General features: G+C 73.5%; 13 protein-coding genes. All 13 read left to right on the top strand.

The window, feature by feature from the left end:
- Nucleotides 1-50 precede the first annotated feature (50 nt).
- Nucleotides 51-833, top strand: coding sequence for a motility protein A (locus ACLII4_RS01215; RefSeq protein ID WP_412069065.1), 783 nt, complete (start codon nt 51-53; stop codon nt 831-833).
- Nucleotides 834-836: 3 nt separating this feature from the next.
- Nucleotides 837-1,565, top strand: coding sequence for a flagellar motor protein MotB (locus ACLII4_RS01210; RefSeq protein ID WP_412069064.1), 729 nt, complete (start codon nt 837-839; stop codon nt 1,563-1,565).
- The gene (fliL, locus tag ACLII4_RS01205) at nt 1,552-2,034 is read left to right on the top strand and encodes a flagellar basal body-associated protein FliL (RefSeq protein ID WP_412069063.1); all 483 of its coding nucleotides are present in this window, start codon (nt 1,552-1,554) and stop codon (nt 2,032-2,034) included. The genes ACLII4_RS01210 and fliL overlap by 14 nt, the downstream gene beginning before the upstream one ends.
- A 64-nt stretch (nt 2,035-2,098) precedes the next feature.
- Nucleotides 2,099-2,989, top strand: a complete 891-nt coding sequence (locus tag ACLII4_RS01200; protein ID WP_412069062.1) for a FliM/FliN family flagellar motor switch protein — start codon at nt 2,099-2,101, stop codon at nt 2,987-2,989.
- Entirely contained in the window at nt 2,986-3,345 is a 360-nt protein-coding gene (locus ACLII4_RS01195) for a FliM/FliN family flagellar motor switch protein (RefSeq protein ID WP_412069061.1), read from the top strand. Before ACLII4_RS01200 ends, ACLII4_RS01195 begins: the two co-directional genes overlap by 4 nt.
- Nucleotides 3,346-3,655: 310 nt before the next feature.
- A complete protein-coding gene (locus ACLII4_RS01190; protein ID WP_412069060.1) occupies nt 3,656-4,543 on the top strand; it encodes a flagellar biosynthetic protein FliO in 888 nt (295 codons plus the stop codon).
- Nucleotides 4,536-5,438, top strand: a complete 903-nt coding sequence (fliP, locus tag ACLII4_RS01185) for a flagellar type III secretion system pore protein FliP (protein WP_412069059.1) — start codon at nt 4,536-4,538, stop codon at nt 5,436-5,438. Before ACLII4_RS01190 ends, fliP begins: the two co-directional genes overlap by 8 nt.
- Nucleotides 5,439-5,454: 16 nt before the next feature.
- Complete coding sequence (fliQ, locus tag ACLII4_RS01180; protein WP_412069058.1) at nt 5,455-5,724, top strand: flagellar biosynthesis protein FliQ; 270 nt, start codon at nt 5,455-5,457, stop codon at nt 5,722-5,724.
- Between the two features lie 88 nt (nt 5,725-5,812).
- Nucleotides 5,813-6,583: a flagellar biosynthetic protein FliR gene (gene fliR, locus ACLII4_RS01175; protein WP_412069057.1), complete on the top strand. Its 771-nt coding sequence runs from the start codon at nt 5,813-5,815 to the stop codon at nt 6,581-6,583.
- A 182-nt stretch (nt 6,584-6,765) separates the two neighbouring features.
- A complete protein-coding gene (locus tag ACLII4_RS01170) occupies nt 6,766-7,836 on the top strand; it encodes a flagellar biosynthesis protein FlhB (protein WP_412069056.1) in 1,071 nt (356 codons plus the stop codon).
- Between the two features lie 37 nt (nt 7,837-7,873).
- Nucleotides 7,874-10,015, top strand: coding sequence for a flagellar biosynthesis protein FlhA (flhA, locus tag ACLII4_RS01165; RefSeq protein ID WP_412069055.1), 2,142 nt, complete (start codon nt 7,874-7,876; stop codon nt 10,013-10,015).
- A 15-nt stretch (nt 10,016-10,030) separates the two neighbouring features.
- A complete protein-coding gene (locus ACLII4_RS01160; protein WP_412069054.1) occupies nt 10,031-11,524 on the top strand; it encodes a hypothetical protein in 1,494 nt (497 codons plus the stop codon).
- Between the two features lie 3 nt (nt 11,525-11,527).
- Nucleotides 11,528-12,289 (top strand): MinD/ParA family protein, encoded by a 762-nt coding sequence (locus tag ACLII4_RS01155; protein WP_412069053.1) that lies wholly within the window; start codon nt 11,528-11,530, stop codon nt 12,287-12,289.
- Nucleotides 12,290-12,307: the final 18 nt, after the last annotated feature.

Here is a 12,307-nt window from a genome sequence, read left to right as displayed (position 1 = left end):
CGTGGAGCCGCCCCGCTACGATTCGAGAACGCGGATGTCTCCCCGCACCCATGGAAAAGTCCACCCCCATCGGCCTGGTCGCCGGTCTCGTCCTCGTGTTTGGCTCCGTCGCCATGGGCGACGGGGCCTCCACCTTCTTCGACCCGAAGTCGCTGCTGATCGTGGTGGGCGGGACCTTCGCCGGGCTTCTGGTCACGTTCACGATGGACGAGATGAAGCTGTGCCTGGGGAGCGCGAAGGGGCTGTTCGGGTTCGTCATGCCGGACTACGACGCGCTCGCCGAGCAGCTCGCCGACTTCGCGCGGACGGCCCGCCGCGACGGCCCGCTCGCGCTCGACGCCCGGCTCGTCGAGGTCGAGGACCCCATCCTGAAAAATGCTCTCGAGATGGCCATCGACGGCGTCCCCACCGAGCGCGCCGAGGCCACGCTGCGGACGCTCGCCAGCGAGGCCGCCCTGCCCGGCGTCATGTTCACGTCGTTCCTCAACAAGGCCGGGATGTACGCCCCGGCCTTCGGGATGGTGGGCACGCTCATCGGTCTGATCCAGATGCTGCAGAACCTCAACGATCCCGCCGCGATTGGCCCGGCGATGGCCGTGGCCATGATCACGACGTTCTGGGGCGCGCTCCTGGCCAACCTCGTCTTCCTGCCGATGGCCGGCAAGGCGCGGTCCCAGATGCTGGCGCGCGCCAAGGCCCACGAGATGATCCGCATCGGGGCGGTCGGCCTGCTCTCCGGCGAGGCACCCGGCGCCATCGCCCAGCAGCTGGCCCCCTACACCGGCGGCGACGGCGAGGCCGACGACCCCGCCCCGCTCCGCCGCGCCGCCTAAGCCATGGACCCCGCCCTCCTCGAAGACGAAGAGCCCTCGGCGCCATTCTGGATGGCGACGTTCAGCGACATGATGACGCTGCTGCTGGCGTTCTTCGTGATGCTGGTGGCGATGTCGTCGGTCGAGGTTAAGAAGTTCGAGGAGGCGCTGAGCTACTTCACCGGCCGGACCGGCATGATGCAGGAGGAGGGGATCGCCCCGGGCATCATGGGGATCGCCGCCGAGAAGGACTCGCGCGAGGAGGCCGATGCGTTCGAGGAGGTCGCCCGGCGTGTCCAGGCCGAAGGGCTCGGCGAGGCCGTCGAGCTCTCGCTGTCCGAGCGCGGCATCCGCGTCACCTTCGTCGACTCCATCGGGTTCGCCCCGGGCTCGGCCACCCTCGACGGCCCGGCCACCGACGTCCTGCGCGTCGTCGCGGCCGGCGCGTCGGTGGCCTACGGCGTCGAGGTGGAGGGCCACACCGACGACGTGCCCATCGCGTCGACCGTCTACCCCTCGAACTGGGAGCTCTCGGCGGCCCGCGCGGCCGCCGTCGTCCGGTTCCTCGTCGCGGACTCGTCGGCCCTCGCGCCCGACCGATACGCAGCCGTCGGGTTCGGCGAGCACCGCCCGCGCGCGCCCAATGACATCCCCGAAGGCCGCGCGCGCAACCGCCGCATCTCCGTTCTCTTCCGCTCCTCCGCCGTCGCTGACGACGCCGACCTCGCCCCGCTGACCGATGCCCGACGCTGACGCCCCCGCCAAAGCCCCCCGTTCCAAGAAGGCCTTCCTGATCCCCGCGCTCGCGCTGCTGGTCGGCGCGGGCGGCGCGGTCGCCGTGGCCCAGCCCGAGGCGCTCCGCCAGCTCACCGGCGGCGCACCGGCGGACTCGACCCAGGCCCCGGTCCCGGTCGAGTTCGGCCAGTTCGCCGAGCTCGACGCCGTCGTCGTCAACCCGAAGGGGACGGGCGGGCGGCGCTACCTGATGGTCAAGCTGGGCGTGGAGGCCGAGGAGGCCGAGACGCTCGCCCGGCTCGACGAGCTCCAGCCGGCGGCGGTCGACGCGGTGCTCCAGTTGCTCAGTGCAGAGACCGTCGAGCGGCTCTCCGACATCACCCTCCGAGACTCGCTCAAGGACGAGATCCGCACCCGATTCAACACCATGCTCGGGGAGGACGGACCGGTCACGCGGGTCTACTTCACGCAGTACGTGCTGCAGTAGGCTCGGCGGGGGCGTGCGGCGTCTGGCCCAGTCCTTGCCTGTCCGTCGGCCGCCCCCCCATCCCATGTCCGTAGAGCTCACCCCCCTCGTCCGCGCCCGGGATCCCGCCGACGCGCAGCCGTACGACTTCGCGCGCCCCGTCGCGTTCTCCGACCGCCAGATCCGGACGGTCGCCGAGACCCATGCCCAGCTCGCGGAAGGGTTCGCGGCGACGCTCGGCGACGCGCTCGGCGAGCCGGTCGTGGTCCGCTGTGAGGGCGTCGCCGAGGTGCAGGCCCAAGACGTCACCAACAGCCGCACCGTGCCGATGGCCGCCTTCGCGGGCCGGCTCGGCTCCAGTGGCCCCGCCTTGATCGTCGACCTCGCGGCCGACCTCGCGCTGCTCTGGGTCGAGCGCCAGCTCGGCGGCTCCGACCCGCTCGGAAGCTCGCCGAGGCCGCTCTCGGCGCTCGAGGAGGCCATCGTGGTGCGGGACTGGCTCCCGCGCCTGTCCGTTGCCATCGCCGAGGCCTGGGGCACGGTCCCGGCCGCGCTGGCGGGCGTCACGACCGAGGGGGTCCGTCGCCTGCTCGGCGGGGACGAGGCGCCCGTCGTGGTCGCGTCGCTGGCCCTCGAACTGGGCGGTGGGACGACGCGCCTCTCGCTGACCTACCCCGTCCCCACCCTCCGCGCCCTCCTCGGCATGGCCGAGCCCGCTCCCGCAGCGGCTCCCGAGCCGGCCCCGGTCGATGACTTGGTGGTGGAGCTGCGCGCCGAGCTGGGCCGCGTGCGCCTGCCCGTGGGCGACATCCACGCCCTGGCCGTCGGCGACGTGATCCCGCTCGACCGGACGCACGACGCGCCCGCCCCGGTCTGGATCGCCGACCGGCTCCGCTTCGACGCCCGCCCAGGCACGCGCGGCACCCGGATGGCCCTCGAAGTCCTGACCCTCCCCCACATCCCCCCGACCCCGTGACGACCGACGCCCCCGCCACCGCTCCACCAACGCAAGCACCCCCCGCCCCGTCGCCGCAGGCGCAGCCCCTCGGTGCGCTCCCCGACCTCTCGGGCCGCCCAGACGGCGTCGTCGGGGCCTCCCCGCTCGGCCCCCTAGGGATGCTGGCGGACATCGAGATCGAGCTGACGGTCGAGTTCGGCCGCCGCCGCCTGCCGCTTTCGCAAGTCGCCGGGCTGGAGGTGGGCAGCGTCATCGAGCTGGACTCGCTGGCCGGCGAGCCGCTCGTGATCTACGCCAACGGCCGCCGCATCGCCAGCGGCGACGCGGTCGTGGTGGACGGCCAGTTCGGCATCCGCATCCAGCGGATGGGGTAGGGGAGAGGCACGCCCTCGTTCTTTATCGTGGGCGCGCACGACCCCGCTCTGAGCGCCGGGTCCCAACGGTCGCCGAGGCGGAGTTCGGCGCTCCCACAACGAGGGCAGCGCCTCCGAGAGCGGCGTCGGGGCTCGGGGCCAGAGGTCGGCGCCTCGGAACGCGAGGCCGGCACGTTCAGGTGAGAGGTCGGTGCTTCTGAACGTGGAGTCGGCGCTCCCGAACGCGAGGTGGCCGCACCCCACCAGGCCCGGAGGCGCCTGCCCCGGCACGCGGTTGGCAACTGGGAGGGCAGCCCCAGCCGCCGCCCGCATGACCGTTCCGTCCGACCTCCGCGCCCGACTCGCCGCGCTCCCGCTCGATCGGGCCCCGCTGCGCCGGGCGGCCGTCCTGGCGGTGCTGCTGGTGGCGCTCCTCGTCGCTGGCAAGATGGTCGGGCCGTCGCGCCCGGCCCCGCCGGCCCGGCAGGATGTGCAGGGCGCGGCGGAAGCCGTTTCCGCCCCCCGTTCCGATCCGGCCGCCTGGACCAGCGGGCGCGTGCTCGCCGTCGTCCTGCTGGTGGGCGGCGGGCTGGGTGCCCTGGTGCTCCGCCGCCGCCGCCCTGCCACCGCCGCGGCCCGTCGCCTCGACGTGCTGGAGAGCCGGCCGCTGGGGTCCACGCCCGCCCTCCAACTGGTCGCCTGCGCCGACGAGGTGCTCCTCGTGAGCGTCGCTGCGGACGGCGCCCGCGTCCTGCGGCACTGGCCTCGCGACCGTTTCGACGGCGCCACCGCGCTGGCGGAGCTCGACCCGTTGGCGGCGACGGCCACGCAGACGCCTGCGCCCGTCGTCCTCACGGTCCCGCCACGCCCCGTGGTCGTCCCCCCGGCCGAGCCCGCCGCGTACCCCACGTTCGCCCGGGCGCTGGCGGACGCGGCCGACTTGGCCGGCCCCCCGCTCTCCGTCGCCAGCGACGCCCCGGTCACCAGCAGCCCCGCGCCCGCGCCATCTCCTCTCCCTGGGGAACAGGCGGAGGCGGACGTGGCGAGCGCCCCGAACTTGTCGGTCGCGAGTGCCGCCCCCGTTGCCCCGCCCGCCAGCGCAGCGCCGGTCGCCGCCGTCGCCGATCTCCCGCGGGCCGCCGCCCCGGTCGCCAGCGCCAGCCTCCCCTGGACCGTCGCCCCGACCGGCCTCCCTCAGTTCGGCGGGGCCCATGCGTAACGCGGCCCTCCTCCTCCTGCTCGCCCTTGCGGCCCCCGCGCTCGCCCAGCCCGCCATCGCCGCCGACGACCTCACCGTCGCCCAGCAGATCACCGACCAGGCCGTCGCTGACGCCGAGGCCGGCGCGCCGACCCAGCCGCTGGCGCCCGCCGCCCGCGAACTGGCCCCCGTTGACGGCGGCACGGGCACGGCCCCGGCCCGGCGGGTCGGCCGCGTCTCCGGCGCCTCGTCGCCCGTCCCCGGCGTCACGCTGACGGACGACGGCGACTACGCGCTCCCGGTCCAGCTGCTGCTGCTGATGACCGTGCTGACGCTGGCGCCGTCGATCCTGATTCTGATGACCAGCTTTACGCGGCTCGTCATCGTGTTCTCGATCCTGCGGACGGCGATGGGCATGCAGCAGAGCCCGCCGACACAGGTCATCATCGGGCTCTCGCTCTTCCTGACGTTCTTCGTCATGCAGCCCGTCTTCGCCGAGATCGACGAGGGCGCCCTCCAGCCCTACCTCAACGGCGAGCTGGAGCAGCGCGAGGCGCTGGAGGTGGCCTCGAAGCCCATCAAGGGGTTCATGCTGGCGCATACGCGCGACAAGGACCTCGTCCTCTTCCTCGACCTCGCCGACCTCCCCCCGATTGCCGCCGCCGCCGACGTGCCGCTCCACGTGCTCGTCCCGGCCTTCGTCATCTCCGAGCTCCGGGTGGCCTTCCAGATCGGGTTCATGCTCTTCCTGCCCTTCCTGGTCGTCGACCTCATCGTCGCCAGCGTGCTCATGTCGATGGGCATGATGATGCTGCCGCCGGTGATGATCTCGCTGCCCATCAAGCTGCTCCTCTTCGTGCTTACCGACGGCTGGTTCTTGATCGTCGAGTCCGTCGTCCGCGGCTACCTGGGCTAGCGCCCGCCCCCTTGCCATGACCCCCGAGACCGCCCTCTACTGGACCCAGACTGCGCTGACGCTGGCGCTGACCGTTTCGGCCCCGCTGCTCGGCGTGGCCCTCGCCGTCGGCCTGGCCGTCAGCCTGTTCCAGGCCATGACCTCGATCCAGGAGATGACGCTGAGCATGATCCCCAAGATGCTCGCCGTCGCCGCCGTGCTGTTCCTCCTCTCGCCCTGGATGCTGGAGATGCTGACCGACTTCTCGGGCGAGGTCTTCCGCGCCATCGCCGAGGTGTCGCACTAATGCGGGTACGCGGTACGCAGTGCGAGGTAGGTAGAGACGGCTCGGCGTGCGCCGTACCCGGTACCTCGTGCCGCGTCCCCGCGTAGCGATGGCCCTCGACCCCGCCTCTCTCATCCGCCTCGCGCTCGTGTTCGCCCGCGTGAGCGGCGTGCTGACGTCGGCGCCCGTGTTCGGGCAGAAGGGGGTCCCGGTGACGGCGCGCGTGCTGCTGGGCGTGCTGCTGAGCCTGATCCTGACCGGGTTCGCGACCGGCCCGCTCCCGGTCCACGTCGCCCACCCCGTGGGCTTCCTGCTGGCGGTCGCCGCCGAGGCGCTGACCGGGCTGCTGATGGGGTACGCCATCCGGTTCGTGTTCTGGGCGGTCGAGTTCGCCGGCGAGATGATCGGGTTCCAGATGAGCCTGTCGATGGCCCAGGCCTACGACCCCATGAGCGGCTCGTCGGCCAACCCGCTTGGGCGGATGATCTCCTGGCTGTTCCTGCTCCTGTTCGTCGTGCTCGACGGGCCGCAAGCCGTGGTCGCCGGGCTGGCGCGCTCGTTCGTGGCCGTCCCGCTCGGCGGCGCCAACTTGGCCGCCAGCGGGCCGCTCCTGCTGTCGTGGACCGGCGGCTTCTTCGTCACGGCCGTCCGCCTGGCGATGCCGTTCCTGGTGGCCCTCTTCCTGGTCGACGTCGCGCTGGGCGTCTTCGCGCGCGTGGTCCCGCAAGCGGACCTGTTCTCGATCAGCTTGCCGCTGAAGTTGCTGGCGGGCATGGCCATCGCGTCGGCCTTCGTCGGCACGTTGGTGCCGCTGGCGCCGGGCCTGGTCGAGGGCGCGACGGCCGGGCTCGACGCGCTGTTCGCCGCGATTGCGCCGTAGCTCCGCCCGCCTCGGGGACGGCCAAGGCGGCGGCCCGGAGCGCCGCCGCTCGGCGCCTCCCGGCAAACCGTTCCGGCGCCCGGCGCCATGTGCCGCGCGAGCCGGCTCACGATCGGGGCTCAGAGGACGCCTGAGGGCGTGGCACAGGCCGTGCAAGAGGGCGACCTCCACCGGCCCCCACCATGTCCGACGCCCCCGACCGCAGCGACAAGCAGTTCGACGCGACGCCCCAGCGCCTCAAGAAGGCGATGGAGGACGGCAACGTCTACCGCTCGCGCGAGCTGGCGTCGGTCGCCCTGCTGACGACGGCGATGGGCGTCTTTGCCGTCGGCGCCCGCGGCGGCATGGGCACGTTGCACCAGATGACGGCCCGGATCTTCGCCGAGGCCCCCGACACCGTGCTCACCCCGGCCTCCGTGCCGGTCGTGCTGGCGGGCATCGGCGGCGACGTGGTGCGAGTTGTCGGCCCGCTCTTCCTGGCGCTGATGCTGGTCGCGCTCGGCGCCAACATCGCCCAGAGCGGGTGGACGTTCTCGACCAAACCCATGAAGCCCAAGGGCAGCCGGATCTCGCCGATGGCGGGCGCCAAGCGGCTGTTCTCCTCGAAGGGCGTCTTCGAGCTCGGCAAGGCGCTCGCGAAGGTCGTCGCCGTCGGGCCCGTCGTCTACCTCGCGCTCAAGGCGTGGCTGCCCGACATCCTGCTGCTCCACGCGGTCCCGCTCGACGCCGGTATCAGCGAGGCGGGTGGGTGGGCCGCCGGGCTCGTCTCCCAGATGCTGCTCGTGCTCGCCATCATCTCCGGCGCGGACTACGCCTTCGGCAAGTGGAAGCACACCCAGGACCTCAAGATGACGTTCAAGGAGGTCAAGGACGAGGGCAAGGAGTCCGAGGGCGACCCGCAGCTGAAGGGGAAGCGCCGCGCGATCGCCCGCGAGCGAGCGCTCGGGCCGCGCCTCGACCACGCCCTGCTCAAGGCGGACGTCGTCGTGACCAACCCGACCCACTACGCCGTCGCCCTGCAGTACGACCTGGCCGACGGGCCCGCCCCCAAGGTGCTCGTCAAGGGTACGCGCAAGCGCGCGCTCCGGATCAAGGAGCTGGCCGCCGAGCACGGCGTGCCGACCGTCGAGGACGTGCCCCTCGCGCGGGCGCTCCACGCGACCGTCGACGAGGGCGCCTTTATCGACGAGGCGCTCTACCAGGCCGTCGCGGCGGTCTTGGCCGAGGTCTATCGCCAGCGAGGGACGACATGATGCGCCTCCCTTTTCGGCTCCGCCCCGGCTCGCCGCCGTGCCCCGCCCGTCCCGGTCGGGGGACCGCCCCGCGCGCCGCGCGCTCGTCTCTCGGCACGACGACGTGCCCCGACCCCACCTCGTCCCTGTGAGCGACCGTCCCCCCGTCTTCCGCCTCAACGGCGAGGTCTTCGCGGCCGTCGGCCTCGTGCTGGTGCTGTTCGTGATGGTGGTGCCGCTGCCCGGCTTCCTCCTCGACTTCCTGCTGGCGACCAACATCGCCATCAGCCTGGCCGTGCTGCTGACGGCGTTCTACGCCGAGCGCCCGCTCGACTTCGGCATCTTCCCGGGCCTGCTGCTGCTCACGACGCTCTTCCGGCTGTCGCTCAACGTGGCCTCGACGCGCCTGATCCTGGGCGAGGCCAAGGCGGGCGCCTTGATCGACGCCTTCGGTGAGTTCGTCGTCTCGGGGAATTACGTGGTCGGCGCGATCGTCTTCCTCGTCCTGGTGCTCATCAACTTCGTGGTCATCACGAAGGGCTCGGGCCGCATCGCCGAGGTCGGCGCCCGGTTCACGCTCGACGCCCTGCCCGGCAAGCAGATGGCCATCGACGCCGACCTCAACGCCGGGCTCATCGGCGAGGACGAGGCCAAGCAGCGCCGCTCCGACGTCTCGCGCGAGGCCGACTTCTACGGCGCCATGGACGGCGCCTCGAAGTTCGTCCGCGGCGACGCCATGGCCGGGCTCGTCATCACGGCCATCAACGTCATCGGCGGGCTCATCATCGGGGTCGCCCAGCACGGGATGACGCCGGGCGAGGCGGCCCAGACGTTTACGCTCCTGTCGATTGGCGACGGGCTCGTCAGCCAGATCCCGGCGCTGCTGATCTCGACGGCCGCCGGCCTGATCGTCAGCCGCGCCTCGGGCCAGGGCAACCTGTCCGGCGAGGCGAGCGCCCAGCTGCTCGGCCGGCCCGAGGCGCTCTTCGTGACGGCCGCCTTCATGGCCCTCCTCGGTGTCCTGCCCGGCCTCCCGATCGCCCCGTTCTGGGCGCTCGCCGGCGGCATCGGCTTTGTCGCCCTGCGCCGCGCGAACGTCGTCGCGGACGAAGCCGAGGCCGACGCCCATGTGCCCGAGGCGGGCCCCACGCCCGAGCCCGAGCCCGTCGACCTGCTGCTCGTCGACGAGCTCGAGCTGGAGGTCGGCTACGGGCTCATCGGCATGGTGGACCCGAACCAGGGCGGCGACCTCTTGGAGCGCGTCGCGATGCTGCGGCGCCAGCTGGCGGTCGAGATGGGCGTCGTGGTCCCGTCGGTCCGCATCCGCGACAACGCGGCGCTGGGCACGAACGACTACGTCGTGAAGCTGCGCGGCAACCCGGTCGCCAAGGGCGAGGCCCTGCCGGGCTACCACCTCGCGCTGTTGCTCGACCCCGACGAGGAGGTCCCGCCGGGCATCCGGACGACGGACCCGACGTTCGGGCTCGACGCCGTCTGGGTGGCCGAGCGCTCCCTGCCCGAGGCCGAGCGCCTGGGCTTGGCGACCGTCGAGGCGCCCGCCGTCGTGGCGACGCACCTCTTGGAGACGTTCCGCATCCACGCCCACTCGTTGCTGACGCGCCAGAACACGCGCGAGCTGCTCGACAAGGTGCAGGAGCAGGCGCCCGCCCTCGTCGCCGAGCTCGTCCCGGACCAGCTCTCCGTCGGGGCCGTCCAGCGCGTCCTCAAGGGGCTCTTGCGCGAGCGCGTCCCGATCCGCGACCTCGTCTTGATCCTCGAAGCGCTCGCGGACCGCGCCGCGACCACCAAGAGCCCCGAGGTGCTGACCGAGTTCGCCCGCGCCGCCCTCGCCCCGACGCTCACCGAGCACTACGCCGGGCCCGACGGCCGCTTGCGCGTCGTCGTCCTCGACCCGGCCTTGGAGCACCACTTGCTAGAGAGAGCACAGGCCGGTGAACTCAACCCGGCCACGCTCGGGCTCGACCCCGAGCGCGCCGCCCGGTTCCAGGCCGAGGCCGACGCCCAACTCACCCCGCTGATCGCCGACGGACGGCCCCCCATCCTCCTGACTTCCCCCGTGCTCCGCGCCACGCTCTTCGCCTTCCTCGACCCGGCCGTGGCCGACGTGGCCGTGCTGAGCTACCAGGACCTGGTGCCCGAAGCGCCGGTCGACGTGGAGGCCCAGATCAGCCTGCCCTAGCCCTAAGGCCCGATTATGACGCTCCAAACGCTTACCGGCCCGTCCATCCGCGACGCCCTCGCCGACGCCCGCCGCTTGTTCGGCGCCGACGTGGTGCTGCTCCAGTCCGCCCCGGCGGTCGGCGGCGACCCGGCCTCCGTCACGGTCGCCTTCGACGTGCCGAGCGCTGCGCCGGCCCAGCCCACGCAGCCGGCCGTCGTGGCCTCCTCGGCCCCGGCTCCCCGCGTCTACGGCTACGGCGCCCCCCGGAAGGCCCGTCCGGCCGCGACGGAATCGGTTGCCGCCGCGCTCCTCGCCGACCTCGGCCTCGCCGGCGGCGTCCCGAATGTTGGCGCGAGCCCGGCAGACACGACGCGCCACGTCCCCACGGATGACGGCTCGGTCACTCCCGCCTCGGCCGCCCCCGCCTCGGCGGCCGCGGCGAGCGTCCGCACCAGCGATGCTCTCCCGGCTACGTCTCCTCTCCCGACGGGAGAGGAGGCACAGACAGGGCGGCGCAGCCAGGATGACGAGGGCACGGCGACCGCCAGCCCCACGGCAACGGCCAGCCCTGAGCCCGTCGCCACGCCGGCCGCCGGCGCCGCGCCCGTAGCCAGCGCCGCCGCCCTCGCCGCGCTTCAGGCTCGCCTCTCCGACCTCGAAGCCGCGCTCGACGCCGTCCGCCCGGTCCCTGCGCCCGCCCGCCCGCCGGTCGTGTTCGTCGGGCCGGCCGGCGACGGGAAGTCCTCGCTGGCGCTCGGCCTCGCCCGGACGCCCGCCCTCTCTGCCGCTCGCTGCCCCGCCGCCATCGTCGTCGCCGAGGGCGACGCGCCCGATGCCGCCGCTCAGTTCTGGGCCGCCGGTGTCCCCGCCGCCGTCGTCCGCACGGCCGACGAGGTTCGCGACGCGCTCCGCACCTTCGCCGACGCCGACCTGATCGTCGTCGACACGCCCGCGCTCTCGCTCGACGCCGTCCGTGCCGCGCCCGCCGTCGCCCGGCTGGGTCAGCTGCTGGCGCCGCTCGGTGCCGTCGAGGTGGTGCTGGCGGTCAGCGCCGCCCGGTCGCGCCAGACGCTGGCCCTCGGGACGCTCGACGCGCTCGGGCTGCGCCCCGACGCCCTGGCGCTGACACGGCTCGACGAGGCGCCCGCCGCCGCCGCCGGCTGGACGCGCGCGCTCGCGCTCCCTCTCCGGTTCGTGTCGGCCGCGCCCGGCGCCGTCGAGCCCGCGCCCGTCACCGACGCCGCGCCCCCGCTCTCCCACGTCGAGCTCGGCCCCCTTGTCGGGCCGCTGCGGACCGAGGCCACCACGTCCCCGACGCCGACCCAGACCGTCTCCCCCGCCTTCTCGACGGGGACCCCTGTGCTCCCAGAGCCCGCCACGTCGGACCTGGCCGCCCCCCCCGTGCCGCCCCGTGTGCCGGCCCCCCGGTGGCGCCCGCTCCCCGTCGACCGCACCCGGACGCTCCCCGCGCCCCCCACCTCCGACCTGTGGGCGCTCGTCGCTCCTGCCTCCACTCTCGCCGCCTGATCCATGTTTGACTTCCCCTCCCGAGGCCTCGTCGTCGCCGTCGTCAGTGGCAAGGGCGGTACGGGCAAGAGCACGCTCGCCGTCAACCTCGCCGAGACGCTGGTCGCCGACGGGTGCGCCGTCGCCCTCCTCGACGCCGACCCGTGCCAGAGCTCGTGCGCGACGCTCCTCAACGAAGCGCCGTCCGCCAGCGTCGAGGCCGTCGCCCGCGGCGCCGTCGCCGCCGAACGTGTCTTCCACCAAACAGCCTCCGGGCTGACGCTCGTCTGCGGGGGCACCGCGGCCGGGTTCGAGGACTCGGGCGACGCCTTCTACGACGCGTTCGACGAGGTGCTCGACCTCGCCATCGCGCGCTACGACTTGGTGCTCATCGACGCGCCCGCCGGTCTGGAGGCCCCTGTCCAGTGGGCCCTCGACCGGTCCGACACCGGGCTCCTCGTCGTCGTCGGCGAGCCGACGGCCGTGACGGGTGCCTACGCCCTGGCCAAGGCCGTCTGGCACACCAACCCGAGCTACCCCCTGCTCGCCGTCGTCAACGCCGCCGACGCCGACGCCGAGGCGGCCCAGACCGCCGAGCGGTTCGGCGCGCTCACCGCCCAGTTCCTCGGCCAGTCGCCGACGCCCGTCGGCTACGTCCCCTACGACGCCCACGTCCGCGGGGCCGCCCGCGACCAAGTGCCGGCGGTCCACCGCTCGGCGCCGCTCCGCGCGGCCTTCGCGGGGCTGGCGGCCAGCTTCGCACCCCTGCTCCCCGCCCGGGCCTAAGCCCCGCGCCCTGTTCCT

It is taken from the genome of Rubrivirga aquatilis (assembly GCF_046845665.1).
Lineage (GTDB): Bacteria > Bacteroidota > Rhodothermia > Rhodothermales > Rubricoccaceae > Rubrivirga.
Note: the sequence above shows the minus strand (reverse complement) of the source record. Positions and strands in the feature narration are given on the sequence as shown.